Here is a 26,213-nt window from a genome sequence, read left to right as displayed (position 1 = left end):
TGTCCACGGGTCCCGACTCACCCCCGTCCCTCCGCCCCCCCCGCCGGGGCCCCCCCCGCCCCGCCGGCGGCCCCCCGGGACCCAGCACGATCAGGCGGCCTGATCGTGCCGCGGGGCGTCAGAAGCGGCCGCCGCCCGAGCGGCCCCGGCTCCCCGAGCCGCCGAAGCCGCCGCCCCGCGGCCGGCCGCCACCGCCACCCAGACCGCCGCCCAGCCCGCCGCTGCCGCCGAAGCCCCCGTAGCCGCCGCGCATGCCGCCGGCGAGGATGCCGCCGAGCACGAGGCTGCCCAGGTCGACGCCGCCGCGGCCGCCGCCGTAGCCCGGTCCGTACCCGCCTCGTCCGTACCCGCCGCCGTAGCCACCGCCGTACCCGCCCCCGCCGTAGCCGGAGGACCAGGTGGCGACGTCGGACTGCGCGTACTGCAGCGCCTGCTGGGCGAGCTGGTCGGCCAACTGGGCCTCGCGCAGCGCTCCCTCGGGGTCGCGCGGCCCCGTCCCGACCGCCGCGTCGAGGTGCCGCTGCGCCTCCGCCAGCCGGGTGCGCGCCTCCGGCCCGACCGCGCCGCGGCGGGTGGCGACGAAGTCGGACGCCGCCGCCACCGACGAGCGGGCGCGCAGCAGCGTCTGGTCCAGCGCGGCGGCGGCGCGGCGGGCGCGGGTCTGCGCGTCGCGGGCCACCGACAGCGCCTGCTCGAGCGCGAGGTCGGCCTCCTCCAGCCGGCGCAGCGCGGTGAGCGGGTCGGGCAGGCCGCCGTCCCCACGCAGCGCCTCGTCGGCGGCGGCCAGCCCCGCCTCGGCGCGGGCCACCTGCGGCCGCAGCCCACCGGCGTCGGGCGTGGAGGCGACCAGCGTGCGGGCCTCGGCGAGGTCCTGCTCGGTCTCCGCGCGCACGGCGGGCAGCCGCGCGGCGGCGTCCTCGAGGTCGCGCTCGAGCCGGGCGACGGCGTCGAGCAGCGTGCCCACCTGCGCCACCGCGTCCTCGGCGGCGCGCAGGTCGCCCACCGCCTCCCCGGACCGGCCGTCGGCGAGCGCCGCGCGCGCCTCGCCGGCCTCGTGCTCGGCGGCGGCCAGGGCCGACCGCGCCTGCTCGAGGTTGCCCGCCACCGGCGCGAGCGCCGAGGCCGCGTACCGGCGCTGCAGCCGCGCCATCCGCTCCTCGTCCTGCGGCAGCCGGCCGTGCAGCGCGGTGATCCGCGGGCCGAGGCCGTCGAGCACCTGCGGGGCGTTGCGCTCGAGGTCGCGCAGCTGCCCGAAGGCCTCCGCCTGCTCGTCGAGGCGCGCGTCGGCGGCGCCGGTCAGCTGCAGCATCTCGGTGAGCACGCGGCGCTGGGTCGGCTCGTCCTCGGGCACCTCGTCGTCGAGCTGCTGGCGCAGCGTGAACGCCCGGGTCAGCTCCTGCCGCGACTGCGCCAGCGCCTCGGTGAACCCCGCGACGGCGGCCTCGCCGTACTGCAGCCGGGCGAAGTCGAGGTCGAGCTGCGAGGTCTTCACCGCCTCGTCGAGGTCGAGCAGGGCGGCGCTGGCCCGGCCCTGCAGCTCCTCGGTGGGCACGCCCGCGTACGGGTCGGGGCGCTCGATGCGGGTGGACGCCGGCGGCTGCCCGGCCGCACGGCGCCGGCGCGACCGGGAGACCAGGTAGGCGCCGCCCCCGACGACGGCGATGCCGCCGACCACCGCCAGGGTGGCGGCACCCGACCCGCCGCCGGAGCCGTCCCCGCTCCCGGAGCCGGTCCCCGCGGCCGCCCCGGCGCCGATCCCGTCGGCGAAGGCCACCGCGGCCGCGCCCCAGTCGCCCGCGGACAGCTCGGGCTCGACGTCCTGCGCGAGGAAGGTATCGAGGTCGGCGGTCGACTGCGGGAAGGCGTCGTCCACCCAGTAGCCGTACTGCCGGTCGTCGACCGCGACGGCGAGCAGCACGTCGGTGCGGCCGAGCCCGGAGAACTGTGCGGTCCGCGCCGCCCACTCACCGGAGGCGAGCCCGTCGAAGGAGGACACGTAGACGACGAAGGCCTGCGTGCCGTCCTCGGCCTGCCGGTCGTCGACGGCCTGCTGCACCCGGGACAGGGCGCCGGGGTCGAGCGCCCCGACGAGGTCGGTCACCTCGTCGGGCACCTCGAACGGCTGCTCGGCCAGCGCCGGCCCGCTCCCGGCCAGCAGCAGGACCGCCGCGACGGCGAGGACCCCCATCAGTCGGCGCACGGACCGACCCTAGGTCGGCGGCCGCGACCCGGCCGGGTAGGACGGGCACGACCGGGTAGGGGGCTCTCGACCCAGCACCGGCACCCCAGGAGGACCCCCGTGAGCGACCCCGACCGCATCCCCGCCGCCCAGCTGCCCCCGGGGACGGTGGGCCGGGCCGGGAAGTGGGCCGTCGGCAACCGCGACGGGGAGTACTTCGCCGTGTCGCGGCGCTGCCGGCACCAGCTCGCCGACCTGTCGAAGGGGAGCCTCGACGAGAACGGCTGCCTCGTCTGCCCCTGGCACCAGGCGAGGTACGACGTCCGCAGCGGCGCCATGGTCGAGGGCCCGCGCGGCCTCCTCGGCTACCACGGGCCCACGCCGGGCTACACGCAGCTCGTCCGCGGCTACGCCCAGGTGCTCAAGCTGAAGGTGAAGAAGGCGCTGCGCCGCGGGGACGACGTCGTCGTGGAGTGACCCTCAGGTGCGCTCGATCGGGGCGTCCAGGCCCTGCACGAGCGCGTCGCTCTCCGGGTTGTCGGCGCCCGTCGGGCGGACCGAGACGCCCTGCGTGGCGGCGACCTCCTCGGCCGAGCGCGGGGCGAGCAGCCCGTCGCGGATCTCCTCGGCCCAGTGGCAGCTGACCAGGTGCCCGGGCCCGAGCTCGCGCAGCACCGGCACCTCGTCGTCGCAGCGCGTCTCCTGCCGCCACGGGCAGCGGGTGTGGAACCGGCAGCCGCTCGGCGGGTTCGCCGGCGACGGGAGGTCGCCGGCGAGCAGGATCCGCTCGCGGTCGGCCTCGACCACCGGGTCGGGCACCGGGACGGCGCTCATCAGCGCCCGGCTGTAGGGGTGCAGCGGCTGCTCGTAGAGGACGTCGGAGGGCGCCTGCTCCACCAGCGACCCGAGGTACATGACCCCGACGACGTCGCTGATGTGCCGGACCACCGCGAGGTCGTGCGCGATGACCAGGTAGGTGAGGCCCAGGCGCTCCTGCAGCTCCTCGAGCAGGTTGACCACCTGCGCCTGGACGCTGACGTCGAGGGCGGACACCGGCTCGTCGGCGATGAGCAGGTCGGGCTCCAGCGAGATGGCGCGGGCGATCCCGATGCGCTGCCGCTGCCCGCCGGAGAACTCGTGCGGGTAGCGGCGCAGGGCCGCCGACGGGAGGCCGACGGCGTCGAGCAGCGTCCGGATGCGTGCGGCCACGCCCTGCCGGCCCCCGCCCATCCCGTGGGCGAGCAGCGGCTCGGACAGCAGCGACTCGACGTTCTGCCGCGGGTCGAGGCTGCCCAGCGGGTCCTGGAAGACCATCTGCATGCGCCGGCGCAGGGTCCGCAGCGGCTCGCCGGACAGCGTCGACACGTCGGTGCCGTCGAAGACGACCCGCCCGCCGGTGGGCTCGACCAGCCGCAGCACGGCGCGGCCGAGGGTGGACTTGCCGCAGCCGGACTCCCCCACGAGCCCGTAGGTGGTGCCGCGGTCGATGGCCAGGTCGACGCCGTCGACGGCGCGCACGTGGCCCACCGTCCGGTCGACGAACACGCCGCGCTTGATCGGGAAGTGCACCTGCAGGCCCTCGACCCGCAGCAGCGGCTCGGCGGACGGGACGGCGGTCATCGGGCGGCTCCGGACGCGGTGGCCCCGGCCGGGGTCCGCGGGTACTCGAGGGGGTGGCGGCAGCGCAGCTCGCGGCCCGGGCCGTCGTACTCCAGCGGCACGGTGCTGCCGGCCACCTCGGTGAGGCAGTCGTCCTGGGCGTTGTCGCAGCGGGGCGCGAAGGCACAGCCCTCCGCCCACGGGATGACGTCGCGGGCGGAGCCGCGGATCGGGTGCAGCGGCGCGCCGCGGGCGCCGTCGAGCCGGGGCACCGACGCCAGCAGCCCGCCGGTGTAGGGCTGGCGCGGCCGGGCGAACAGGTCGTGCCGGTCGGCGGACTCGATGATCCGGCCGCTGTACATGACGTGCACCCGGTCGCACAGCCCGGCGACGACGCCGAGGTCGTGGGTGATCATCACCAGCGCCGTCCCCGTGTCGACGACGAGCTCGCGCAGCAGCTCCAGGATCTGCGCCTGGATCGTCACGTCGAGGGCGGTCGTCGGCTCGTCGGCGATGAGCAGCCGCGGCGAGCAGGCCAGCGCCATCGCGATGAGCGCCCGCTGCCGCATGCCGCCGGAGAGCTGGTGCGGGTACTCCTTGAGCCGGCGCGAGGGGTCGGGGATGCCGACGCGGTCGAGCAGCCGGGTGGCCTCGGCGACGGCGTCCTTCTTCGACATCTCGCGGTGCTCGAGCAGGACCTCGGTGACCTGGACGCCGATGGGCACCGTCGGGTTCAGCGAGGACAGCGGGTCCTGGAAGACCATGGCCATGTCGGCGCCGCGGAGCCCCCGCAGCTCGCGGTCCGGGGCGCCGATGAGCTCCTGGCCGTGCAGGCGCACCGAGCCGCCGACCTCGACCCCGCGGCGGGGCAGCAGCCCCATGATCGCCAGCGAGGTGACCGACTTGCCGCAGCCGGACTCGCCGACCAGGCCGACGGTCTCCCCCGGCGCCACGCTGAAGCTGACCCCGTCGACGGCGCGGGTGGGCTGCTCGCCCCGGCGCGTGAAGGTGACCGACAGGTCCTCGACCTCGAGGACGGGCCGCCCGTCCTGGCCGGCGTCCCTCGGGGGCAGTTCCTCGATGGTCAGCGGGCTCACCTCCGGAACTTCGGGTCGAGGGCCTCGCGCAGCGCCTCACCGAGCAGGGTGAAGCCGAGCGCGACGACGATGATGCAGACGGCTGGGTAGATGGCCAGCTCCGGCCGGACGGACAGGAAGTCCTGGGCGTTGGACAGCATCGCGCCCCACTCCGGCCGGGCGAGGTCGGGGTCGCCGAGGCCGAGGAACGACAGCGCCGCGGCCTCGATGATCGCCGTCGCCAGCGACAGCGTGGCCTGCACGATCACCGGCGACAGCGAGTTGGGCAGCACGTGGCCGAACACGATGCGCCGTCGCCGGATGCCCAGCGCCTGCGCGGCCAGGACGTAGTCGCTGCCACGCTGGGCGAGCATCGAGCCGCGCAGCAGCCGGGCGAAGACCGGCACCTGGGTGACCGCGATGGCGATCATCAGCGACCACTGGTTCTGCCCGAGCAGCACCGAGATGCTGATCGCCATCAGCAGGCTGGGGATCGACAGGATGATGTCGACGAACCGCATCACCACGGTGTCGACCCACCCGCCGAACGCGCCGGCGAGGACGCCGAGCGCCATGCCGACGACGACGCCGAGCAGCGTGGACACCACGCCGATGAGCAGCGACTGCCGCGACCCGACGATCAGCCGGGACAGCAGGTCGCGGCCGAGCTCGTCCACCCCGAGCGGGAAGCCCGGCTGGGAGCCCGGGATGAAGCCGGGCCGGATCTCCGACAGCAGCGTCTGCGCCAGCGGGTCGCGCGGGGCCAGCAGCGGCGCGAAGGCCGCCACCACCAGGAAGACCACGACGATGACCGCGCCGAGGATCGCCACCGGGTTGCGCCGCAGCCGGCGGAAGGCGCTGCGGGTGAGCGAGACGCCGCCCTCGCCCTCGGGCACCTGCCCGGCGCGGGCGGCCAGCTCGTCGATCCGCCGCCGCCGGACGTCACCGACGGCGCTCATCGGACCCTCACCCGCGGGTCGAGGAGGCCGTACGAGATGTCGACCAGCAGGTTCACCAGCACGTACACCACCGCCAGCATGAGGATGAAGCCCTGCAGGACGGCGAAGTCCCGGGCGAAGATCGCGTCGAATATCGCCGAGCCCACCCCGCCGAACGCGAAGACGGTCTCGGTGAGCACCGCGCCGGACAGCAGCAGTCCGGTCTGCAGGCCGATCGTCGTCGACACCGGCAGCAGGGCGTTGCGGATGACGTGCCGCCGCCGCACGGTCGCCGTCGCGAGGCCCTTGGCGTTCGCCGTCCGGACGTAGTCCTCGTTGACGACGTCGAGCACCGAGGCACGGGTGATCCGGACGATGATCGCCAGCGGGATGGTGCCGAGCGCGATACCGGGCAGCACGAGGTGGAGGAAGGCGTCCCAGGCGGCGTCCCACTCGCGGGTCAGCAGGCCGTCGAGGACGTAGAAGTTCGTGATGCGGGTGGCGTCGATGCGCACCTCCTGCCGGCCGGAGCCGGGCAGCCAGCCCAGCTCGACGGCGAACAGCAGGCGCAGCAGGTAGGCCAGGAAGAAGACGGGGGTGGCGACGCCGAGCAGCGACCCGACCACCGACGTCGAGTCCAGCCAGCTGCCGTGCCGGCGGGCGGCGAGGTAGCCCAGCGGGATGCCGACGCCGATGGCGAAGACCATCGCGAAGAGGGTCAGCTCGATCGTGCCGGGCATCCGCTCGAGGAACTCCTCGGTGACCGGCCGGCCGGTCCGGGCGGAGTTGCCGAAGTCCAGCTGCACGGCCCGGCCGAGGAAGCGCAGGTACTGGACGTAGAGCGGCTGGTCGAGCCCGAAGAGCTCGTTGTACCGGGCGATGGCCTCGGGGGTGGCGCGCTCACCGAGCGCGGCCTGGGCCGGGCCGCCGGGCAGGGCGCGCAGCCAGGCGAAGAGCAGGACCGACAGCCCCAGCAGGATCGGGATCAGCTGCAGGAGCCGCCGGACGACGAAGCGGAGCACGCGGTCGGGTCACCTCTCCGGGTTCCGGGTCGACGTCCCGGGTCGACGTCGGGTGTCGATCATCGGGGTCGACAGGGCACGGACACGGGTCCGGCCGCGCCGGGACAGGTCCTGTCCCGGCGCGGCCGGAGGGGTGGGTCAGTCGGTGATCGACACCGTCGAGAACACCTCGGCGGTCAGCGGGCTGGGCTCGAGGCCCTCCACGTTGTCCGCCACCACGAGCGCCGGCGGCGAGTGCGAGATCGGGACACCGGGCAGGTAGTCCATGATCAGCCGGTTGGCCTCCTGGTACTGCTCGGTGCGGGCACTCGCGTCAGGCTCGGCGTCGGCCTCGGCGAGGGCGGCGAAGATCTCCGGGTTGCTGAACGCCCCGAACTCCGCGGACGCCTGGCCGTTGGACGCCTCGGCGAAGAACGTGCCGATGAAGTTGTAGGCGTCGTTGTAGTCACCGGTCCACCCGAGCAGGTGGATGTCCGCCTGACCGGCCTGGACGGCGTTCAGGTAGTCCGGGTTCCACGGCAGGGCCACCGGCTCGATGGTGAAGCCGGCGTCGGTCAGGTTCTGGCTGATGACCTGGAACATCGCGGCCGGGTCCGGCAGGTAGGGCCGGCTGACCTCGGTCGGGTAGTAGAACCGCAGCGTCGTCCCCTCGGCGCCGGCCTCCTGCAGCAGCTGGCGGGCGCGGTCGGGGTCGTAGTCGTACGTGGTGACGTCGTCGGCCCAGCCGTCGACCGTCGGCGGCATGAACTGCGTGGCCGCCTCGGCGCCCTCGGGGAGCAGCGAGTTGACGATCGTCTCGCGGTCGATCGCGTGGGCGATCGCCTGCCGCACCTGCGGGTTCTGCAGCGCCGGGTTGGCCTGCGTGCCGGGCACGTTCCCGCCGTTGAAGCCCAGGTACAGGATGTTGAACGGGTCGCGGACGAGCACCTGGAAGCCGTCGTCCTCCAGGGACTGGTAGTCCGCCGGCGCGACGAAGTCGTAGCCGTCGATGGCGCCGGACTGCAGCTCCTGACGGCGGGTGTTCCCGTCGGGGATGGTGCGGAAGATGATCTCGTCGAGGAGCGGGGCGTCGCCCCAGTAGTCCTCGTTGCGGACGAGGGTGACCTCGCCGTTGCCGCGGTCCCAGCTCTCGAAGCGGAAGGGACCGGTGCCGGTCGGGTGCTCCAGGGCGTACTCGGAGTAGCTGAGCGCGTCCTCGCTGCCCGACAGGTTGTCGGCGTCGTACTGCTGCAGCGCCTCGGGGCTCTGGATGGAGAACGCCGGGAGCGCGAGCGCGGACGGGAACTTCGAGGTGACCTGCGTCAGCCGGACCACCGCGGTGCTCTCGTCGGTGGCCTCGCAGGACTCGTAGATGCTCGGGGTGTCCGGCGTGCTGGCGAAGCCGCCGAAGACCGCCTGGTAGTAGTACGAGGCGCTGGGGCTGGTGGCCAGGCCCTCGAAGTTGTACCAGCGGTCGAAGTTGAAGCAGACCGCCTCGGCGTTGAAGTCCGTGCCGTCGTGGAACGTCACGCCCTGGCGGAGGTTGAAGGTGTACTCGAGGCCGTCCTCGCTCACCTCGTAGTCCTCGGCCAGCTCGGGGACCGGCTCGGTGCCGCCGAGCTCGTTGCCCAGCAGGCCCTCGTGGATCTGACGGGCGACCCGGAAGGTCTCGCCGTCGCTGCCGAAGGCCGGGTCGAGCATCGCCGGGTCGCCGGCCGCCCCGAAGACGAGCGTGCCGCCGGACTGGGCCTCCCCGCCCTCCCCGCCCTCGCCGGAGTCGCGGTCACTGGACGCGCAGGCGGCGAGGGTGACGGCGGTCAGCGCGGCCGCGGAGGCGGCCAGCACACGTTGGGGTCGACGCTGCATCGCAGGAGACCTGCCTTCTCGGCCCGCTCCGGGCCGGATGAGATCCGAGGTGGACCGCCGGTGGACGCAAGACGTCCGGACGGCGTGCTCACGGACCCTAGGTCGCGAGGAGGCGGGCGCCAGAGCCGAGCGGCCCCATCGACACCATCCTGTGACCTTGCCGGCGCCGGGCCGCGGGCCCGCGCCGCGGCCGTGCCAGGTCGTGCTAGGCGTCGATGCGGCGGCGGCCCTCGAAGGCCCGGCCGAGGGTGATCTCGTCGGCGTACTCGAGGTCGCCGCCGACGGGCAGGCCGCTGGCCAGCCGCGAGACCGCAAGCCCCAGCGGGCCGACCAGGCGGGCCAGGTACGCCGCGGTGGCCTCGCCCTCGAGGTTGGGGTCGGTGGCGATGATCAGCTCGGTGACCGTGCCGTCCATCAGGCGGGTCATGAGCTCCTTGACCCGCAGGTCGTCGGGGCCGACGCCCTCGATGGGGCTGATCGCGCCGCCGAGCACGTGGTAGCGCCCGCGGAACTCGCGGGTGCGCTCGATGGCGACGACGTCCTTGGGCTCCTCGACGACGCAGATGACGTCGTCGGAGCGGCGCGGGTCCTTGCAGATCCGGCACTGCTCGCCCTCGGCGACGTTGTAGCAGGTCACGCAGAAGCGCACCTCGGCCTGCACGCGCTGCAGGGCGGCGACGAGCCGGCCGACGTCGGCGGACTCGGCGGCCAGCAGGTGGAAAGCGATGCGCTGGGCGCTCTTGGGCCCGACGCCGGGCAGGCGGCCGAGCTCGTCGATGAGGTCCTGGACGGCCCCCTCGTACACGGTGCTCCTAGGGGAAGAGGTGGTGGGGCGCGATGCCGTCAGGCGCCGGGCAGCCCGGGGAAGCCGCCACCGAGGCCGCCGGCCAGCGGGCCCATGCGGTCGGCGGTCAGCTCGGAGGCCAGCCGCGAGGCGTCGCGGACCGCCGCGACGACGAGGTCCTGCAGGGTCTCGACGTCGTCGGGGTCGACCGCCGACGGCGCGATGGTGACCGACCGCAGCTCGCCGTCACCGGTCATCGTGGCGGTGACGAGGCCGCCGCCGGCCGAGCCGGTGACCTCCTCCTTGGCCAGCTGGTCCTGCGCGGCGGCCAGCGCCTGCTGCATCTGCTGGGCCTGCTGCAGGATCGCGGACAGGTCGGGCTGGCCACCACCGGGGAACATGACCCGAGCGTAGGCCGCGGGGGCGACATCCGGCGGACGACGGCCCGGCCGGCCGGTCAGCTCTCCAGCGGCTGCGCCCCCAGCTGCGCGCGCAGCAGCGCCAGCGCCGCCTGCTCGGGGTCGACGGCCGGCACGTGCTCGCGGGCGCCGGCGGTCTCGTCCTCCGCGGCCCGCTGGGCCATGAGCTCGCGGGCCTCGGCGGCCTCCGCGACGCGCGCGGCCTCCTGGGCCGCCTCGCGCGAGCCCTCGGCGCCGCCGCCGGCCGCGGGCGAGCGGCCCGCGGCCCCCTCGACGACGGCCTCGATCTTCCAGCGCACGCCCAGCAGCTCGTTGAGCGCCTCGCGCAGCACGTCCTTGTTGAGGTCGTCACCGATCCGCCGGGCCAGCGCCGGCGAGGACGTGGACAGCGTGAGCACGCCGGCCCGCAGCTCGTGCACCTGCGCGTTCTTGAGCAGCGCCTCGGTGGTGCGCTTGTGCCGCTTGACGACGGCGAGCAGCTCCGGCCAGACCCGCCGGACGTCGGAGGTGGCCAGGTCGCCGTCGCCTCCCCCGTCGGGCGCGCCGGGTGCGTTGGCGGTGACGACCGGGGTCGGCTCGCCGCCGCGCGGGGCGGGCGTGGACTCGGCGGCCGCCCGCGGGGGCGAGGCCGGCGGGCGCGGCTCGGCCACCCGGGCGGCGGCCGCGCGGGCCGCGGCGGGCTGCGGCGTGTGCGGCCAGTCCTCGTCGTCGGTGGGCTCGGGCGGCAGCGGGATGTCGGGCTCGCCCGTGGCCACCCGCACGCCCTGCCGCGGCCCGGCCGGCGGGGGCGACGCCGGGGCCGCCCGCTCCGGGGCGGGCGCGGCCTTCGGGGCGGAGGCGGCGGGGGCGCCGCTGCCGGGCTGCGTGGTCTCCGGCCAGTCGTCGCCGGCCGCGGCCGCTGCGGGTGCCGGCGCCGGGCGGGCGCCGGAGCCCGGCCGGGCGGTCTCCGGCCAGTCGTCCCCGCCGGACGCGGGGGACGACGACGCGGGCGCGGGCGCGGGCGCCGGTGCCGAGGCGGGCGGCGGTGCCGGGGCGGCGGCGGGTGTGGGAGCGGGGGCCTGCGGGGCGGCGGCGCGCTGGGAGGGGCGGACGTACTCCTTGCGCGGCGGCCCGGAGCGCTCCTCCGGGGCGGGCGCCGGCTCCTCGCGGGCCGGGACGGGCCGCGGCGCCTCGCGGACCGGCGCCTCCCGGACCGGAGCCTCGCGCACCGGGACGTCGCGCACGGGCGCGTCGGTGACCGCCTCGCCGCCGGTGATGGACAGCCGGCGCTCGAGCCGCTCGAGGCGCTGCAGGGTGGCGGCGGCCGAGCCGTCGGTGGCCGGCAGCAGCATCCGGGCACACACCAGCTCGAGCAGCAGCCGCGGCGCGGTGGTGCCGCGCATCTCGCTCAGCCCGGCGTGCACGGTGTCGGCCAGGCGCGAGAGCGTGGCCGACCCCAGCGCCCGGGCCTGGGACACCATCAGGTCGAGCCGGTCGGGCGGGCAGTCGAGCAGGCCGTTCCCCCCGGCCTCGGGCACCGCGTCGAGGACGATGAGGTCGCGCAGCCGGTCGAGCAGGTCGGTGGCGAAGCGGCGCGGGTCGTGGCCGGCCTCGACCACCCGGTCGACGGCGCGGAAGACGCCGGGCGCGTCCTGCGCGGCCAGCGCGTCGATGGCCTCGTCGAGCAGCGCGTCGTCGGTGACGCCGAGCAGGCTCACGGCGCTCGCGTAGGTGACGCCCTCGGAACCCGCGCCGGCGAGCAGCTGGTCGAGGATCGACAGCGAGTCGCGCACCGAGCCGCCGCCGGCCCGCACCACCAGCGGGAACACCGTGGGCTCGACCTGCACGCCCTCGGCGGCGCAGGTCTTCTCCAGCAGGCCGCGCAGCGTCGTCGGCGGGACCAGCCGGAACGGGTAGTGGTGCGTGCGCGAGCGGATGGTGGGCAGCACCTTGTCCGGCTCGGTGGTGGCGAAGACGAAGACGAGGAACTCCGGCGGCTCCTCGACCACCTTGAGCAGGGCGTTGAAGCCCTGCGTGGTGACCATGTGCGCCTCGTCGACGATGTAGACCTTGTAGCGGCTGTTCACCGGCGCGAAGAACGCGCGCTCCCGCAGGTCACGGGCGTCGTCGACACCACCGTGGCTGGCCGCGTCGATCTCGATGACGTCGAGCGAGCCGGGGCCGTCGGGGGCCAGCGCGACGCAGGAGGCGCACATGCCGCACGGCGTCGACGTCGGGCCCTGCTCGCAGTTGAGCGAGCGGGCGAGGATGCGCGCCGACGACGTCTTGCCGCAGCCGCGCGGGCCGCTGAACAGGTAGGCGTGGTTGATCCGCCCGCCGTCGACGGCGTTGACCAGCGGGGTGGTCACGTGCTCCTGGCCGACCACCTCGGCGAAGGTCGCCGGGCGGTACTTCCGGTAGAGCGCCAGAGCCACGCGGCGAGGTTACGTGCCGGGACCGACGAGCCGGGAGCACCGGCCGTGTCTCACATCGTGAGCTTGAGCAGGAACTCCACCTGGCCGCGGTCCTCGACCCGGACGAAGCCCAGGTTCGGCGGGGTGATGCCGAAGTCGCCGAAGACGACCGGGACCACCCCGGAGACCTCGACGCCCTCGGCGGTGCGCACGACCGACAGCTCGGCCTGCACCTGCCGGGTCGTGCCGCGGAGCGTGAGGTCGCCGGTGACCGGGACGGTCACCGGGGTGCCGGACAGCTCGGGCAGGTCGACCGGCCCGCGGACGGCGAAGGTCGCCGTGGGGTGCGTGCCGACGTCCATGACGTTGTCGCGGAAGTACCCGTCGCGCTGGTTGCTGTCGGTGCGCACGCTCGCCACGTCCACGGTGACCTGGGCGGTGCTGAGGTCACCGTCCTGGACGACGACGTCGCCGGTGACCTGGTCGGTGGTGCCGGCGACGGTGACGTCGGCGCCGTTGAGCACCTCGTCGACGCGGTAGCCGGCCGAGGAGCCCGGCGAGACGGTCCAGGTGCCGTCGGTGTCGGGGGCGAGCTCGACGTCGGAGGGCTGTGCCTGCACGGTGGGCGCCGCGGCGGCGTCCTCCTGCGTGGCGGCGTAGAGCAGCGGGCCCACGCCGAGGCCGAGCGCCAGGAGGGCGACGACCCCTCCGACGATCCACCAGGTGCGACGGCGACGGTCCATGGCGAGCTCCTCTCCTCGGGCTCCGAGGATGCTGGCCGACCGAGCTGGCAGCCAGCTGTGAGACGCGCCGCGGCCCGCCGGAGTGCCCGGGACGGTCGCCCGGGAGAGGACCGGGGAAGAAAGGGACCCCCCGCGCACCCGCCAGAGCCCGCTTATCCTTGCTGCCTTCCGGCCCTGGGGAGGTTCACAGGGTGACGCCACACGAGGGGTCTGCGCACCACTGTAGAGGACGCCGCTCGCTAGGCTCCCGCCCCATGACGCCCCGGCGCGCCCTCGTCCTGCCCCCGCCGCGCTCCTGACCCGGAGCACCGCGGGCTGACCCGCGCGGCCGCGACCTCGCCGGCCGCGCTCGCGCCGTGCTCCGGACCCGCCCGTCCCGTCCGGAACCAGCGCCCAGGAGCGTCATGTCCACCCCCTCCCCCCGCGGCTCGAGCCGCGGGTCCCCCGGGTCCCGCCCCCACACCTCGTCCTCTGCACGCGGCTTCGGGTTCGTCGTGCTCGCCGCCCTCTGCTGGGGCACGTCGGGGATCAGCGGCCGCGTCGTCGCCGACCGCAGCGACCTCTCCGCCCTCGACATCGCCTGGTACCGCCTCGCCATCGGCGCGCTCGCGCTGCTGGCGGCGTGGGCCGCCACGTCCCGCCGCCGCGGCCCCGCGGTGCGCGTTCCCCGTCCCGTCGCCGTCCGCCTCGGGCTCATCGCCGCGGGGCTGGCCGGCTACCAGCTGGCCTACTTCACCGCGGTCGAGCGGGCCGGGGTGAGCATCGCCACGCTGGTCGCCCTCGGTCTCGCGCCGCTGCTCGTCGCCGTCGGCGGCGCGCTGCTCGGGCACGGCCGGCCGCAGCGGGCCACGCTCGTCGCGCTCGGCGTCGCCCTCGTGGGGCTGACCCTGCTCGTGGGCGTCTCGGCTGGCGCGGACAGCGGGACGGCGGTCCTGCTCGGCGCCCTCGTGGCCACCGGCTCGGCGCTCGGCTACGCCGTCGTCACCGTGGCCGGCGGCGGCGTGCCGGCCGGGGTGCCGGTGACCCTCGTCGGGTTCGCCGGCGGCGCGCTGCTGCTCACCCCGGTCGTGCTGGCGCAGGGGGTGTCGGTGCCCGACGACGGCACGGCGCTGGCGGTGCTGCTGTACCTGGGCCTGGTGCCGAGCGCGCTGGCCTACGGGCTGTTCTTCACCGGGGTGCGCACCGTCCCGGGCGCGGTGGCCTCGATCGTCACGCTGCTGGAGCCGCTGACGGCGACCGCGCTGGCCACGGCGTTCCTCGGCGAGCGGCTCGAGCCGGCCGCGGTGGCGGGCGGGGCGCTGCTGCTGGCCGCCGTCGCCGGGCTCTACCTGCGGGAGCTCGGCCGGCGGGCGGAGCGCGTGGCGGCTCCCGGCGCCTGAGCGGCCCCGGGAACGGCGACGGGCCCCGGCGCACTGCCGGGGCCCGTCGTGGTGCGGAGGATGGGAGATTCGAACTCCCGAGGGGTTGCCCCCAACCCGCTTTCCAAGCGAGCGCCATAGGCCACTAGGCGAATCCTCCCGGTGCCCGTCGATCGTACCGGCACGCCCGGCGGCGGTCAGCCGCCGCCCCGCGGCACGCCGCCCCGGGTGGTCCGGCGCGGGCGCACCAGGCAGGCTTGCGGGGTCGGGGGGACGCACGCGAGGGACGGGAGCAGGACGATGAGCGAGCCGGGCCAGGTCCGACCGGAGGTCGTGGACGAGATCGTGGCCGTGCTGCGCGGCGCCGACCCGGCGGGCCTCCCGCCGTCGGCCACCGCGGAGGAGAAGGCCGCCGCGAAGGACCGCTACCTGTCGGAGTTCGCCGCCGAGCGCAGCAAGCGCGACCGGCAGACCCAGGCCTGGGAGCTGCTGCTGACCCGCAGCTACGACGAGCCGCCGACGTGGGAGCGGCTGTTCGACGACCTCGCCCCCGACGCCGTCGAGGAGCTCGGCGGGCTCTACGACGTGCTGCCCGAGGGGGCGCAGGAGGAGTACGCCCGCCGCTTCGGCGTCCCCAGCACCGTCTGACGCCCCCGGTGCCGCGCGCGGCCGCGCTGGGTAGGGACGGCCGGTGACCACGACCGTCCCGGGCCGCCTCGTGGCCGGCCGCTACCGCCTGGTGTCGCGCATCGCCGGCGGAGGCATGGGCGCGGTCTGGCTCGGCCGCGACGAGCTGCTCGGGCGCGAGGTCGCCGTCAAGCAGGTGCTCCTGCCCGCCGGCGTCGACCCGGACCTCGCCGGCCAGCAGCGCGAGCGGGCGATGCGCGAGGGCCGCATCGCCGCGCGGCTCTCCCACCCGCACGCGGTCTCGGTGTTCGACGTCGCCCTCGAGGACGGCGTCCCGTGGCTGGTCATGGAGTACCTGCCCTCGCGCAGCCTGGCCGTGGTGCTGCACGAGGACGGCGTGCTGCGCCCCGACCAGGTGGCCCAGGTGGGCGCCCAGCTGGCCGACGCGCTGGTGGCGGTGCACGAGGCGGGGATCGTGCACCGCGACGTCAAGCCGGGGAACGTGCTGGTGGGCCGCGGCGGGCGGGTCGAGGGCCTGGTGAAGATCACCGACTTCGGCATCGCGCACGCCAGCGGCGACGTCACCCTCACCCAGACCGGCCAGATCACCGGGACGCCGGCCTTCCTGGCGCCCGAGGTGGCCCGCGGCACCGACATGACGCCGGCCAGCGACGTGTTCTCCCTCGGCGCCACCCTCTACACCTGCCTGGAGGGCGAGCCGCCGTTCGGGATGGACGACAACGCGCTGCGCCTGCTGCACCGCGTGGCCGCCGGCGAGTTCCGCCCGCCGCGGCGGGCCGGGTCGCTGGAGCGGCCGCTGATGCGGATGCTCGACGCCGACCCCGCGCGCCGGCCGTCGATGACCGAGATGCGCGACGAGCTGGCCCGCCTGGCCGCCGGCCGCGACGGCGACCCGACCACCGTGCTGCTCGCCCGCACCGCCCTCGGCCCCGCGCCCGACCGCGCCCGGACGGCGACGACCCCCGTCCCCGAGGCCGCTCCCGACCCCGGGCCGCCGACGCCGGTCGTGCCCTCCCCCGCCGCCGTCGACCCGCCGACCGCCACCTCGCCGCCGACCCTGACGCAGCCCCAGAGGCAGCCGCCCGAGTCCGGGCCGCCGACGGGGACGCAGGCCCCGGACCGCGAGCCGCCCGCCCCGCCGCTGGTGGGCGCCCGCCCGCGGCGCCGCCGCCCGCTGGTCGTGGCGCTGCTGGCCGCGCTCGTGGTGGCCGCCGTCGCGCTCGGCACCTGGCTGGCGGTGCGCGGCGACGGCGACCCGCAGGCCGGCGCCGCGGACCCGTCGTCGTCCTCGGAGGCGACCCAGCCGACCACGGACGCACCGGAGACGGGCGACGGCACGGACGGCGGCACGGACGGCGGGCAGGCGCCCGGCACCGGCGCGGAGGAGCCGACGTCGGAGGAGCCGTCCCCGACGGGGGACGCGGAGCCCCCGACGTCGTCGGCCGAGCCCCCGCCGGCGGACGACCCGGCCGCCGAGGCGCGCGACACGCTCGAGCAGTACTACACGCTGCTGCCCGGCGACACCGCCGCCGCCTACGAGCTCACCGGGCCGACGCTGCAGTCGCGGGCGAGCTACGGCTACTACGAGGACTTCTTCAGCCGCTGGTCGGACATCAACCTGCTGGACGTCCGCGACGTCGTCGACCGGGGGGACGTCATCACCGCGACGACGGACGTCGAGTTCCTCGCGCCCGGCGACCGGCTGGTGGAGACGCACGCGGTGACCTTCGTGCGGGCCGACGACGGCCGGCTGCTCATCGACCTCGACGTCGTCGCCTGACCCGGCGCCGCCGCCCGACCGCGCAGACGACGACGGCGGCGCCCCTGCGCGGGGCGCCGCCGTCGGTTCCTGCTGGCGGTGGCGGTGGGATTTGAACCCACGGAGGCTTGCACCTCACACGCTTTCGAGGCGTGCTCCTTCGGCCGCTCGGACACGCCACCGTCGGACAGACTACAGGCCCCTCTTCCGGCGGAAGAACGCGCGTAGGAGTGTCGCGCTCTCCTCGGCCCGGACCCCGCCGGTGACCTGCGGGCGGTGGTTGAGCCGGCGGTCGCGGACGACGTCCCAGAGCGACCCGGCGGCGCCGGCCTTGGGGTCGTCGGCGCCGTAGACGACGTGCGCCACCCGGGCCAGGACGCTCGCGCCGGCGCACATGGTGCAGGGCTCGAGGGTGACCACGAGCGTGGCGCCGGTCAGCCGCCACCCGTCGCCGTGCACCCGCGCAGCGGCGCGCAGGGCGAGCACCTCCGCGTGCGCCGTCGGGTCGCCCTGCTTCTCCCGCTCGTTGGCGGCCTCGGCGAGCACGGCGCCGTCGGGCCCGAGGACGACGGCCCCGATCGGGGTGTCGCCCCACTCCTGCGCTGCGGCGGCGAGCTCCAGCGCGCGGGCCATGGCGGCGTCGACGGCGTCCGGCCCCGGACCGGCCCCGGAAGCGCTCCCGCCCGGGGTCCCGGCGGTGGTCACGGTAGTGGGAAGCCGACCAGCGCCGACAGCTCGTCCAGCGCTCCCCGCGGGTCGGCGACCTTGACGGTGTGCATGCCCAGCGCCCGCGCCGGCTTGAGGTTGATGCCCAGGTCGTCGAGGTAGGCGCAGTCGGCGAAGTCGAGGTCGCGGCCGACCGCCTCGTTCAGCCGCGTTAGCGCCCGCCGGTAGATCTCCGGCTCGGGCTTGCGCACGCCCTCCACCGAGGACTCGACGACGGCGTCGAACAGGCCCAGCAGCTCCGCCAGCGGGCCCGTGCGCTCCATGGGCGCCACGTTGTTCGACAGCATCGCCAGCGGCAGGCCGGCCGCCCGCAGCCGGCGCACCGCGGCGACCATCTCCGGCCGGATTTCGCCGTGCAGCGCGGCGAGCACCCGGCGGGCGTCGACCCGGTGCCCGGCGGCCAGCGCCTCGGCCTCGAAGGTGTCGACGAACCCCTCGACGTCGAGCTCGTTGCGCTCGTACCGGGCCCAGGCGTTCGTGTCGGGGTCGGTGCTGTTGAGCCGGCGGATGAGTCCCTCGGGCAGGCCGGCCTCGGCCTCGTAGGCGGCGAAGGCGAGCATCGGGCTCTCGGTGATGACCCCGCCGAGGTCGAACACCACCGCGGCGACGCTCACCGGCCCACCGCCGCGGCCAGCTCGTCGGCGAAGCCGAGGCGGGCGGCGACCCTGGCGACCATCTCGTCGGCCCACAGGTCGTCGGCGGTCACGATCGGCCGCAGCTCGTCGGCGGGCAGGCCGTCGTCGGCGAACACGTCCAGGTCACCTCCGGGCCAGCCGGTCTCGTCGTCGTCGAAGGCGCCGTCCTCGTCGACGCCGATGCCGTACCGCTCGACCACCTCGGCGCCGAGCACCCACTCCTGCATCGTCGCGTCGGAGATCAGCGCGCGGACCATGCCGCCGGGGCCGTGCCGCAGGACGACGAAGTACAGCCGCGAGTCGACGACGACCACGAACGGCGGCGGCCACGCGCCCGCGCCCGGCTCGCCGAGCGCGCGCTCGAGCACCGGCAGCTCGTCGCCGGCGTCGTCGGCCAGCAGCTCCACCCGCCAGCGCCCGCCCGGGCGGTCGACCCGCACGGCCCAGCTGGCGCCCTCCTGCCCCGCCACCGGTCCGCTCACCGCTTGCGCAGCACGGTCAGGCCGTCGGCGAGCGGCAGCAGCACGGTCTCCCAGCGCGGGTCGCGGGCCAGCGCGGCGTTGAGCGCCAAGACGGCGCGGTCGTCGTCGGTCCGCGGGTCGAGCACCCGCCCGCCGCGCAGCGTGTTGTCCAGCAGGACCAGCCCGTCGGGCCGCATCCGCGGGTACAGCTCCTCGACGTAGGCCGGGTAGCCGGTCTTGTCGGCGTCGACGAAGGCGAGGTCGAGCACCGGGTCGGCCGGCAGCGCGCGCAGCTCCTCCAGCGCCTCGCCCAGCCGCAGCTCGATCCGGTCGGCGACGCCCGCCCGCTCCCAGTACCGCCGCGCGACCGCCGTCCACTCCTCGTTGCGGTCGAGGCAGACCAGCGAGCCGTCCTCGGGCATCCCGCGGGCGATGCACAGCGCGGAGAAGCCGGTGAACGTGCCGATCTCGACCGCCCGCCGCACGCCGAGCGCGCGGGTGAGCAGCTGCATGAGCACGCCCTGCTCGACGGCGATCTGGAAGGTCGCCGGCGCCTCGCCGCGGTCGGCCAGCGCCGCGGTCTCGGCGACCAGGTCGGCGGCCACGTCGTCGAGCGGCTCGGAGCTCGCCCGCACGTGCTCGGCGAGCTCCGGGGTGAGCAGGAACGACCGCGGCGTCATGCGGCGCGGACCGGGAGCGCGGAGGCCATAGCCTCTGATCATGGCCGATCCCGCCCCGGACGACCCCGCCCAGGTCGCCCCCGCCCTGGCCGCGCGGCTCGCCGCCGACCCGCTCGCCGAGCTGCTGGGCATCGCGCTCGAGGAGGTCCGGCCCGGGTACGCCCGCGCGGCGATGACCGTCGGCCCGCGGCTGCTCAACGCCGTCGGCACCGCGCACGGCGGCGCCACCATGGCGCTGCTCGACGTCGTCCACGCGGTGGTGAGCAACAGCCACGGCGTCGTGGCGGTGGCCCAGGACGTGCACACCGAGTTCCTCGCCCCCGGCCGGCCCGGCGAGCGGCTGGTCGCCGAGGGCAGCGAGCTCTACCGCAGCCGGCGCACCGCCGTGTACCGGATCGAGGCGCGCGGGGAGGACGGCCGGCCGGTGGCCACCGCCCTGGCGCGGGTGTTCCGCACCGACCGCAGCTGGGAGGACGCCGAGTGAGCCTGCCGGTGCCCACCATGGAGGCCCCGCCGGTGGGCGTCGTCGGGCTCGGCCAGCTCGGCGGGTCGCTCGCCGCGGCGCTGGTGGCGGCCGGCCGCGACGTGCGCGGGTGGGACGTCGACCCCGCCGCCCGGGAGGCCGCCGCCGCCCGGGGCGTGCGGGTCACCCGCGAGCTCGGCGGCGTCGTCGTGCTGGCGGTGCCGCTGCCCGCGATGGCCGCCGCCCTCGACGGCCTCGACGTCGACCCCGCCGCCACGGTCACCGACCTCGGCTCGGTGAAGGTGCCGGTGCTCGGGTCGGTGGGCGCGGCGCTGGGCGGCCGGTTCGTCGGCGGGCACCCGATGGCCGGCAACGAGCGCTCGGGCCACGCGGCCACCGACCCGGAGCTCTTCCGCGGCGCCCGCTGGGCGCTGTGCCTGGAGCCGGGCACCGAGCTGCCGCGCTGGCTGCGCGCCGCCGAGGTGGCCCTCGACGCGGGCGCCGAGGTGGTGCCGGTGACCGCCGCCGAGCACGACGACGCCGTCGCCGCCGTGAGCCACGTGCCGCACCTGCTGGCCGCCGCCCTGGCCGCCGCGGCGGGGTCGGCCGGGCCGCTGGCGCTCGCGCTGGCCGCGGGCAGCTTCCGCGACGGCACCCGGGTGATCGGCAGCGACCCGGCGTTCGTCACCGCGATGGTCGAGGGCAACGCCGGGCCCACCGCGGCCGCGCTGGCCCGGGTGCTCGCCCAGCTGGAACGGCCCTGGCCCGAGCTCGTCTCCGCCGGGCACGGGGTGCGCAGCGCTCAGGCCGGAGCGGGAGCCAGGCGGCGGGCCGTGCGCGTGCCTCTCGACCGGGCCGCCCTGCTGTCGCTCGGCCGCGCCGGCGGGGCGGTCACCCGGCGGCTGGCCGCCTTCGTCGAGGGCTGGGTGCCGGAGGGCTGAGCCCGGCACCCGGTCCGGCGATGGGGCAGAGTGGCCGCATGGACGACAGCGAGATCCGCAGCCGCATCGACGCCCTGGTCGAGGAGGAGCACCAACTCCGCGACAGCGCCGAGCACACCGAGGAGCAGCGGGCCCGGCTCCGCGCGATCGAGGAGGAGCGCGACCAGCTCTGGGACCTCGTGCGCCAGCGGGACGCCAAGCGCCAGTACGACGAGGACCCCGACACCGCCCAGGTGCGGCCGAAGTCCGAGGTCGAGGGCTACCTGCAGTAGCCGGCGGCGCGCCGCGGCCCGGTCTACGCCGAGTCGCGGACCGGCCGCCGACTGCCGGCGTCGTGGTGCCCGGTGGCCAGCAGCGCGAGCTGCCAGAGCAGCCGGGCCCGCGGGTCGGTGGGCTTGCGGCCGGTCACCGACTCGATCCGCCGCAGCCGGTGCATGACCGTGTTGCGGTGGCAGTAGAGGAGGTCGGCGGCGCGGGTCGGTGAGCCGTCGGCGTCGAGGAACGCCGACAGCGTCTCCAGCAGCACCTCGCGCTCGTCCTCGGGCAGCTCCAGCAGCCGGCCCAGCGTCTGCCCGACCAGCCGCTCGGCGATCTCCGGCGAGTCCGACAGCAGCGCCTCCGGCAGCCGGTCGTCGGTGGTGACGACGCGCGCCGTCCCGGGCGGGAGCGTGCGGGCCGCGGTCTCGGCCAGCCGGTAGGCCCCGGCGACGGCGGCCGCCCCCTCGACCACCGGGGACACCCCGACCGGGCCGGTGGCCAGCAGCCCCAGCCAGCCCAGCAGCTCGGGCAGCCGCCGGGTGCCGAGCGCCACCACGCCCACCTGCGCCTGCGCCCGGGTGCCCCAGGCCGAGCGGATGCCGCGCTTGAGCAGCGCCTGCGCCGGGTCGGCCGCCTCGGGCCGGTCCTCGGCCGGGTGCGCGACGACGACGGCCAGCCGCCCGCCCAGCGGGACGGCGAGCAGCTCGGAGGCCTGCCGGACGAACGCCGGGTCCCCGCCGCGGCCGTCGAGCAGGCCGTCGACGAGCCGGCGGCGCTCGGCGACGTCGAGGCCGGCGCGGCGGCGCTCCTCGGCCCGGTAGCCCTCGGCGGCGGCGCTGCACCCGCGGTCGTTGGTGCGCCACAGGGAGCCCGCGACCTCCAGCAGCAGGCCGTCGTCGTGCCGGCCGCTGTTCCGGGACAGCGCGACCAGCGCCTCCCAGGTGATCTGCCCGCCGAGGCGGTAGGCGCGCAGCACCGCCTCCAGCGGGATGCCCTGCGCCGCGCGCAGCCGGCCGACGGCGCGGGCGCCCTCGGCGTGGCTGGCGTAGTACGCCGCGGGGACGTCGGGCAGCAGCCCGCGGATGCCCACCTCGAGGTTGCGGCGCAGCGTGGTGCGCAGCAGGGGGTCGCCCGACTGCATCGCCTCCCGGTAGGGCGGCTCGGTCTCCACGAGGACCTCGACCATCCGGTCGGTCATCGCGTCGAGCTGCTCGAGCAGCGCGGGGACCATCTCGGCCAGCCGCTCGGTGACGCCTCCGGGGGCCGTGTGCACGCCATCACCTCCGGTTCCCATCGCACAGAGCACAACACGGCGGGGGCATCACTGTGCGCTGCGCCCATTGTGACGGCCCTCACCGGACCGCAGAGTCATCGGGTACCGAGCTGTGACCCAATCGACGCCGTCCGGCGTCGGCTGGAGCGCGGCTCCTCCCCGATGAAGAGGAGACGTGGGCACCTTGGCGCAGCCGCCGGACACCACAGGCAGCAGCACCCGGCACCAGGACCGATCGCCCACCGCCCGGCTCGAGATGACCGGGATCAGCGTCGCCTTCGGCGGCGTGAAGGCCCTCACCGACGTGTCGCTGACCGTCGAGCCGGGGCAGGTGCACGGGCTCATCGGCCCCAACGGCGCCGGCAAGACGACGATGTTCAACGTGGCCTGCGGCCTGGTCCGCGCCACCGAGGGCCGGATCGTCTGGCGCGGCCAGGAGCTGCGCCGCCTGCGGCCCGCCCAGCTCGCGGGGCTGGGCATCGCCCGCACCCTGCAGGGCGTGGGCCTCTTCCCGGGCCTGACCGTGCTCGAGAACGTCATGGTCGGTGCGCACAAGCACGCGAAGGCGGGCTTCTTCTCGGCGCTGTTCGCGATCCCCACCGCCGACAAGGACGACGCCCGGCTGCGGGAGCGCGCGATGGGCGCGCTCACCGAGCTCGACGCCGAGGGCTACGCCGCCCGCTACCCCGGCAGCCTCCCCTACCCGGTGCAGAAGCGGGTCGCGCTGGCCCGCGCGCTGGTCTCCGAGCCCGAGCTGCTGCTGCTCGACGAGCCGGCCAGCGGCCTGTCCGAGGACGAGATGCACGAGCTCGGCGAGCTCATCCGCCTGCTGTCGGGCCGGATGAGCGTGCTGCTCGTCGAGCACCACATGGACCTCGTCATGCGGGTCTGCGACCAGATCACCGTGCTCGACTCCGGCCGCCAGATCGCCGCCGGCACCCCGCAGCAGGTCCAGAACGACCCGGCGGTCACCGAGGCCTACCTCGGCGACGCCGTCGACGACACCACCGACGTCAGCGAGCTGGCGGGCACCGACGGGGGGACCCACCGTGGCTGAGACCGGCGCGCACGGCAGCACCGCGGCCTCGGCCGCCGGCGTCGGCCTCTCGAAGGGCGGCGGGACCGCCACCGCCCCGGCCGTCCTCGAGGTCGAGGGCCTGTCGGCCGCCTACGGCCCGGTCCGGGCGCTCGACGGCGTGACGCTGCGCGCCGAGTCCGGCCGGATCACCGCCGTCCTCGGCGCGAACGGCGCCGGCAAGACGACGCTGCTGCGCACCATCAGCGGCCTGGTCCGCCCGACCGCGGGGCGGGTCGTCCTGAACGGGGAGGACGTGACCCGGTCGCCGGTCGAGGCCATGGTCACCAAGGGCATGTCGCACGTGCCCGAGGGCCGCGGCGTCATCGCCGAGCTGACCGTCGACGAGAACCTGCGGGTGGGCTCGCTGTTCCGCGGCAAGGTCGGCCAGGACGAGTTCGACCGCGTCTACGACCTGTTCCCCCGCATCGCCGAGCGCCGCGGCCAGACGGCGCACACGCTCTCGGGCGGTGAGCGGCAGATGCTCGTCATCGGCCGCGCGCTCCTGGCCCGCCCGAAGGTGCTGCTGCTCGACGAGCCCTCGCTGGGCCTCGCGCCGCGGATCGTGGCGCAGATCTTCGCCCTGCTGCGCGAGCTCGTCGACACCGAGGGCCTGTCGGTGCTGCTGGTGGAGCAGAACGCCCGCAGCGCGCTGTCGGTGGCCGACACCGGTGTGGTGCTCAACCTCGGCCGCGTGGTCGTCACCGACGACGCCGCCCGGCTCGCCGGCGACGAGGACCTCCGGCACGCCTACCTCGGCTTCTAGCCGCTCCCCGCTCCTCCGCACGCCAGGAAGGCAGCCCCCCACGTGCAAGAGTTCGTCAACCTCACCCTCGGCGGGGTGATCACCGGGTCGGTCTACGCGGCCTTCGCCCTCGCCCTGGTGCTGATCTGGCGCTCCACCCGGATCGTCAACTTCGCGCAGGGCGCCATGGCCGCCCTGACGACCTTCATCGCGATCGCCCTCATCGACGCCGGCCAGTCCTACTGGGTGGGCCTGGTCGTCGCCCTGCTGTCGGGCCTGGTGATCGGCGCGGTCGTCGAGCGCGTCGTCATCCGGCCGGTCGAGGGCGGGCCCGAGCTCAACGCCGTCATCGTCACCCTGGGTCTGTTCATCGCGATCCAGGCGCTGATCTCGGTGCTCTTCGGCGTCAACCAGCGCGCGTTCGTGCCGCCGTTCTCCAACATCGGCTTCCGGATCGGCGACACCACGCTCGGGTCGCTCAGCCCCAACACCGTCTACACGCTCATCGCGGTGCTGCTGGTGATGGTCGCGCTCATCGCGCTGTTCCGCTTCACCCGCCTGGGCCTCGCGATGCGCGCCTCGGCCTTCGGCCAGGAGGTCGCCCGGCTGCTCGGCGTCCGCGTCGGCCGGATGCTCACCCTCGGCTGGGCGCTGGCCGCCGTCGTCGGCTCGCTGGCCGGCATGCTGATCGCCGCCGAGACCGCCTTCGTGGCGCCGACGTTCATGGACTCGCTGATCGTCTTCGGCTTCGTCGCCGCGGTGCTCGGCGGCCTGGACTCCCCGATCGGCGCCGTCGTCGGCGGGCTGGTCCTCGGCGTCGCCCTCAGCTACGTGCGCGGCTACCTCGGCGACACCCTCGTCGGCCTCGCCGCCCTCGTCATCCTCGTCGTGGTCCTGCTCGTCCGGCCCGGCGGCCTGTTCTCGACGACCCAGACGCGGAGGGCGTGACCGCCATGAGCGACCTGCAGACCCCCGCCTCCGCCTCGGCCGCCGGGGCGGCCACCTCCGAGGCGCCCACCACCGCCACCGCGGCGAGCAACGCCAGCTCGGCGCAGGCCACCGGCGGGCGCTCGTTCCTGCCGCGCAACACGCTGCTGCGCCACCTGCTCGTCCTGGTGCTGTGCGCGGTCGGGGCGGTGCTCCTGCTCGAGTCGACCGACCTCGGCTTCAACGCGCAGGTCGGCTACGTCGCCTTCTACGCGATCGCCGCGGGCGGGCTGACCCTGCTCACCGGCCTCAACGGGCAGATCTCCCTCGGCCACGGCGCGCTCATGGCCGTCGGCGGCTACACCACCGCACTGCTGCTCGACGTCGAGGAGCCGCTGCCGCTGGTCGTGGTCTTCCTGATCGCGGTGGCGCTCACCTCGGTCGTCGGTGCGATCGTCGGCGTGGCCGCGGCCCGGCTGCACGGCCCGTACCTCGCCGGCGCCACCCTGGCCCTGGCCGTCGGCCTGCCGGGCCTCGCGCTGCACTTCAGCGACCTGCTCGGCGGCGAGCAGGGGCTCACGGTCTCCACACCCGACCGCCCCGACTGGTTCGTCGAGGGCATCCGGACGCTGTCGGGCAACTCCGCCTCCGGCGTCAAGTGGATCGCCTACATCAGCGTCGCCTGCCTGCTGGTCACCTACTTCCTGCTGGCCAACCTGATGCGCAGCCGGGTCGGGCGCACCTGGCGCGCGGTGCGCGACCAGGAGGTCGCCGCGGAGCTGTCGGGCATCAACCTGGGCGCCTGGCGGGTCGTGGCCTTCGTCGTCAGCGCCGCCGCGGCGGGCCTCGCCGGCGCGGTGCTCGCCCTCGTCGTCCGGCTCACCGCCCCGACGGCGTTCACGATCGTGCTGTCCCTGTCGCTGCTCACCGCCATCGTCATCGGCGGTCTGGGCAGCCTGCTCGGGGCGCTCATCGGCTCGGCGCTGCTGGTCTTCCTGCCGCGCCTGCTCCGGGACGCCGGGGAGTCGCTGGACATGGACGCCGCGCAGGCCGCCGAGATCTCCTACGTCGTCTACGGCGTGATCCTCGTGCTGGTCATGCTCTTCGCCCCCGCGGGCCTGGTCGGGTCGGTCCGGCTGGCCCTGATGAAGCAGCGCGCCCGGCGGGCAGCCGGCCGCGCCCGGGGGTGAGGGCCCGCCCTCCCGGCCGCCGGCCACCCCGACTCCCCCACCCCCACCAGCGCGGCGACGTCGACGCGGGTGCCCT

General features: G+C 75.8%; 26 protein-coding genes, 2 tRNA genes and 1 other RNA gene. 11 read left to right on the top strand and 18 right to left on the bottom strand.

Translation table 11 applies throughout. From position 1 onward, the window contains the following. Positions 1-118: 118 nt before the first annotated feature. Positions 119-2,200 (bottom strand): TPM domain-containing protein, encoded by a 2,082-nt coding sequence (locus ACI78R_RS22420; protein WP_457042336.1) that lies wholly within the window; start codon positions 2,198-2,200, stop codon positions 119-121. 99 nt (positions 2,201-2,299) lie between these two features. On the opposite strand from ACI78R_RS22420, the gene ACI78R_RS22415 reads away from it, so the two are divergent. Continuing rightward, positions 2,300-2,656 carry a Rieske (2Fe-2S) protein gene (locus tag ACI78R_RS22415; RefSeq protein ID WP_336030376.1) on the top strand — a complete coding sequence of 119 codons (357 nt, stop codon included), beginning with the start codon at positions 2,300-2,302 and terminating at the stop codon, positions 2,654-2,656. Positions 2,657-2,659: 3 nt separating this feature from the next. Here the strand turns inward: ACI78R_RS22415 and ACI78R_RS22410 are convergent, their stop codons facing one another. The 10 genes from ACI78R_RS22410 to ffs all read right to left on the bottom strand — a co-directional run bounded on the left by ACI78R_RS22410 (position 2,660) and on the right by ffs (position 13,212). Further along, a complete protein-coding gene (locus tag ACI78R_RS22410) occupies positions 2,660-3,799 on the bottom strand; it encodes an ABC transporter ATP-binding protein (RefSeq protein ID WP_336030377.1) in 1,140 nt (379 codons plus the stop codon). Continuing rightward, a complete protein-coding gene (locus tag ACI78R_RS22405; RefSeq protein WP_245794229.1) occupies positions 3,796-4,875 on the bottom strand; it encodes an ABC transporter ATP-binding protein in 1,080 nt (359 codons plus the stop codon). The genes ACI78R_RS22410 and ACI78R_RS22405 overlap by 4 nt, the downstream gene beginning before the upstream one ends. Beyond that, on the bottom strand, positions 4,872-5,813 hold the full coding sequence (locus ACI78R_RS22400) for an ABC transporter permease (protein ID WP_073418118.1): 942 nt from the start codon (positions 5,811-5,813) through the stop codon (positions 4,872-4,874). Before ACI78R_RS22400 ends, ACI78R_RS22405 begins: the two co-directional genes overlap by 4 nt. Further along, complete coding sequence (locus tag ACI78R_RS22395) at positions 5,810-6,814, bottom strand: ABC transporter permease (protein WP_073418116.1); 1,005 nt, start codon at positions 6,812-6,814, stop codon at positions 5,810-5,812. Before ACI78R_RS22395 ends, ACI78R_RS22400 begins: the two co-directional genes overlap by 4 nt. A 138-nt stretch (positions 6,815-6,952) precedes the next feature. Continuing rightward, the gene (locus ACI78R_RS22390) at positions 6,953-8,638 is read right to left on the bottom strand and encodes an ABC transporter substrate-binding protein (protein ID WP_457042335.1); all 1,686 of its coding nucleotides are present in this window, start codon (positions 8,636-8,638) and stop codon (positions 6,953-6,955) included. 226 nt (positions 8,639-8,864) lie between these two features. Beyond that, the gene (gene recR, locus ACI78R_RS22385; RefSeq protein WP_073418111.1) at positions 8,865-9,464 is read right to left on the bottom strand and encodes a recombination mediator RecR; all 600 of its coding nucleotides are present in this window, start codon (positions 9,462-9,464) and stop codon (positions 8,865-8,867) included. A 38-nt stretch (positions 9,465-9,502) separates the two neighbouring features. Beyond that, a complete protein-coding gene (locus ACI78R_RS22380) occupies positions 9,503-9,844 on the bottom strand; it encodes a YbaB/EbfC family nucleoid-associated protein (RefSeq protein ID WP_336030383.1) in 342 nt (113 codons plus the stop codon). Positions 9,845-9,900: 56 nt separating this feature from the next. Then, entirely contained in the window at positions 9,901-12,276 is a 2,376-nt protein-coding gene (locus ACI78R_RS22375; RefSeq protein ID WP_457042334.1) for a DNA polymerase III subunit gamma and tau, read from the bottom strand. Positions 12,277-12,326: 50 nt separating this feature from the next. Beyond that, the gene (locus ACI78R_RS22370; protein ID WP_457042333.1) at positions 12,327-12,998 is read right to left on the bottom strand and encodes a YceI family protein; all 672 of its coding nucleotides are present in this window, start codon (positions 12,996-12,998) and stop codon (positions 12,327-12,329) included. Positions 12,999-13,116: 118 nt separating this feature from the next. Continuing rightward, positions 13,117-13,212, bottom strand: an RNA gene (ffs, locus tag ACI78R_RS22365) — signal recognition particle sRNA small type. Between the two features lie 190 nt (positions 13,213-13,402). Between ffs and ACI78R_RS22360 the strand changes: the two genes are divergently transcribed. Next, a complete protein-coding gene (locus tag ACI78R_RS22360) occupies positions 13,403-14,377 on the top strand; it encodes a DMT family transporter (RefSeq protein WP_336030386.1) in 975 nt (324 codons plus the stop codon). A 54-nt stretch (positions 14,378-14,431) separates the two neighbouring features. On the opposite strand, the gene ACI78R_RS22355 is transcribed toward ACI78R_RS22360, so the two are convergent. After that, positions 14,432-14,516, bottom strand: a tRNA-Ser gene (locus ACI78R_RS22355). Between the two features lie 140 nt (positions 14,517-14,656). On the opposite strand from ACI78R_RS22355, the gene ACI78R_RS22350 reads away from it, so the two are divergent. Both ACI78R_RS22350 and ACI78R_RS22345 read left to right on the top strand, forming a co-directional pair. Continuing rightward, positions 14,657-15,004, top strand: a complete 348-nt coding sequence (locus ACI78R_RS22350; RefSeq protein ID WP_073418101.1) for a hypothetical protein — start codon at positions 14,657-14,659, stop codon at positions 15,002-15,004. 43 nt (positions 15,005-15,047) lie between these two features. Then, positions 15,048-16,784 carry a protein kinase domain-containing protein gene (locus ACI78R_RS22345; protein WP_457042332.1) on the top strand — a complete coding sequence of 579 codons (1,737 nt, stop codon included), beginning with the start codon at positions 15,048-15,050 and terminating at the stop codon, positions 16,782-16,784. A gap of 73 nt (positions 16,785-16,857) precedes the next feature. Here ACI78R_RS22345 and ACI78R_RS22340 read toward each other — a convergent pair. The 5 genes from ACI78R_RS22340 to ACI78R_RS22320 all read right to left on the bottom strand — a co-directional run bounded on the left by ACI78R_RS22340 (position 16,858) and on the right by ACI78R_RS22320 (position 19,265). Then, positions 16,858-16,945: transfer RNA gene (locus tag ACI78R_RS22340), tRNA-Ser, on the bottom strand. 10 nt (positions 16,946-16,955) lie between these two features. After that, on the bottom strand, positions 16,956-17,396 hold the full coding sequence (locus tag ACI78R_RS22335) for a deaminase (protein WP_073419443.1): 441 nt from the start codon (positions 17,394-17,396) through the stop codon (positions 16,956-16,958). Between the two features lie 68 nt (positions 17,397-17,464). Further along, entirely contained in the window at positions 17,465-18,103 is a 639-nt protein-coding gene (locus ACI78R_RS22330; protein ID WP_457042331.1) for an HAD-IA family hydrolase, read from the bottom strand. Further along, positions 18,100-18,606, bottom strand: coding sequence for a tRNA adenosine deaminase-associated protein (locus ACI78R_RS22325; RefSeq protein ID WP_073418095.1), 507 nt, complete (start codon positions 18,604-18,606; stop codon positions 18,100-18,102). Before ACI78R_RS22325 ends, ACI78R_RS22330 begins: the two co-directional genes overlap by 4 nt. Then, a complete protein-coding gene (locus ACI78R_RS22320) occupies positions 18,603-19,265 on the bottom strand; it encodes an O-methyltransferase (protein ID WP_457042330.1) in 663 nt (220 codons plus the stop codon). Before ACI78R_RS22320 ends, ACI78R_RS22325 begins: the two co-directional genes overlap by 4 nt. 40 nt (positions 19,266-19,305) lie before the next feature. Here ACI78R_RS22320 and ACI78R_RS22315 point away from each other — a divergent pair, with 40 nt between their 5' ends. From ACI78R_RS22315 to ACI78R_RS22305, 3 genes are read left to right on the top strand one after another with little or no spacing between them, the layout of a single operon-like run. Beyond that, positions 19,306-19,749 (top strand): PaaI family thioesterase, encoded by a 444-nt coding sequence (locus ACI78R_RS22315; RefSeq protein WP_454552771.1) that lies wholly within the window; start codon positions 19,306-19,308, stop codon positions 19,747-19,749. After that, positions 19,746-20,669 (top strand): prephenate dehydrogenase/arogenate dehydrogenase family protein, encoded by a 924-nt coding sequence (locus ACI78R_RS22310; protein WP_457042329.1) that lies wholly within the window; start codon positions 19,746-19,748, stop codon positions 20,667-20,669. Before ACI78R_RS22315 ends, ACI78R_RS22310 begins: the two co-directional genes overlap by 4 nt. Positions 20,670-20,707: 38 nt before the next feature. Continuing rightward, a complete protein-coding gene (locus tag ACI78R_RS22305; RefSeq protein ID WP_457042328.1) occupies positions 20,708-20,941 on the top strand; it encodes a DUF2630 family protein in 234 nt (77 codons plus the stop codon). A gap of 23 nt (positions 20,942-20,964) precedes the next feature. Here ACI78R_RS22305 and ACI78R_RS22300 read toward each other — a convergent pair whose 3' ends face one another. Further along, a complete protein-coding gene (locus tag ACI78R_RS22300; protein WP_457042327.1) occupies positions 20,965-22,200 on the bottom strand; it encodes a PucR family transcriptional regulator in 1,236 nt (411 codons plus the stop codon). Between the two features lie 175 nt (positions 22,201-22,375). Between ACI78R_RS22300 and ACI78R_RS22295 the strand changes: the two genes are divergently transcribed. From ACI78R_RS22295 to ACI78R_RS22280, 4 genes are read left to right on the top strand one after another with little or no spacing between them, the layout of a single operon-like run. Beyond that, positions 22,376-23,257: an ABC transporter ATP-binding protein gene (locus ACI78R_RS22295; RefSeq protein WP_139252782.1), complete on the top strand. Its 882-nt coding sequence runs from the start codon at positions 22,376-22,378 to the stop codon at positions 23,255-23,257. Continuing rightward, entirely contained in the window at positions 23,250-24,041 is a 792-nt protein-coding gene (locus ACI78R_RS22290) for an ABC transporter ATP-binding protein (protein ID WP_457042326.1), read from the top strand. The genes ACI78R_RS22295 and ACI78R_RS22290 overlap by 8 nt, the downstream gene beginning before the upstream one ends. Before the next feature lie 42 nt (positions 24,042-24,083). Continuing rightward, entirely contained in the window at positions 24,084-24,968 is an 885-nt protein-coding gene (locus tag ACI78R_RS22285) for a branched-chain amino acid ABC transporter permease (protein WP_073418073.1), read from the top strand. A gap of 5 nt (positions 24,969-24,973) precedes the next feature. Then, positions 24,974-26,137: a branched-chain amino acid ABC transporter permease gene (locus ACI78R_RS22280; RefSeq protein ID WP_457042337.1), complete on the top strand. Its 1,164-nt coding sequence runs from the start codon at positions 24,974-24,976 to the stop codon at positions 26,135-26,137. Positions 26,138-26,213: the final 76 nt, after the last annotated feature.

Source organism: Geodermatophilus sp. SYSU D01106 (assembly GCF_054049995.1).
The sequence above is the reverse complement of the archived record's forward strand: the minus strand, read 5'-3'. Positions and strand labels throughout refer to the sequence as shown.

What these genes read in the sequence shown, in the direction of transcription:
- ACI78R_RS22410 (WP_336030377.1), bottom strand. Translation starts at nt 3,799, where the DNA reads ATGACCGCCGTCCCGTCCGCCGAGCCGCTGCTGCGGGTCGAGGGCCTG.
- ACI78R_RS22400 (WP_073418118.1), bottom strand. Translation starts at nt 5,813, where the DNA reads ATGAGCGCCGTCGGTGACGTCCGGCGGCGGCGGATCGACGAGCTGGCC.
- ACI78R_RS22380 (WP_336030383.1), bottom strand. Translation starts at nt 9,844, where the DNA reads ATGTTCCCCGGTGGTGGCCAGCCCGACCTGTCCGCGATCCTGCAGCAG.
- ACI78R_RS22370 (WP_457042333.1), bottom strand. Translation starts at nt 12,998, where the DNA reads ATGGACCGTCGCCGTCGCACCTGGTGGATCGTCGGAGGGGTCGTCGCC.
- ACI78R_RS22360 (WP_336030386.1), top strand. Translation starts at nt 13,403, where the DNA reads ATGTCCACCCCCTCCCCCCGCGGCTCGAGCCGCGGGTCCCCCGGGTCC.
- ACI78R_RS22350 (WP_073418101.1), top strand. Translation starts at nt 14,657, where the DNA reads ATGAGCGAGCCGGGCCAGGTCCGACCGGAGGTCGTGGACGAGATCGTG.
- ACI78R_RS22335 (WP_073419443.1), bottom strand. Translation starts at nt 17,396, where the DNA reads ATGGCCCGCGCGCTGGAGCTCGCCGCCGCAGCGCAGGAGTGGGGCGAC.
- ACI78R_RS22320 (WP_457042330.1), bottom strand. Translation starts at nt 19,265, where the DNA reads ATGACGCCGCGGTCGTTCCTGCTCACCCCGGAGCTCGCCGAGCACGTG.
- ACI78R_RS22315 (WP_454552771.1), top strand. Translation starts at nt 19,306, where the DNA reads ATGGCCGATCCCGCCCCGGACGACCCCGCCCAGGTCGCCCCCGCCCTG.
- ACI78R_RS22305 (WP_457042328.1), top strand. Translation starts at nt 20,708, where the DNA reads ATGGACGACAGCGAGATCCGCAGCCGCATCGACGCCCTGGTCGAGGAG.
- ACI78R_RS22280 (WP_457042337.1), top strand. Translation starts at nt 24,974, where the DNA reads ATGAGCGACCTGCAGACCCCCGCCTCCGCCTCGGCCGCCGGGGCGGCC.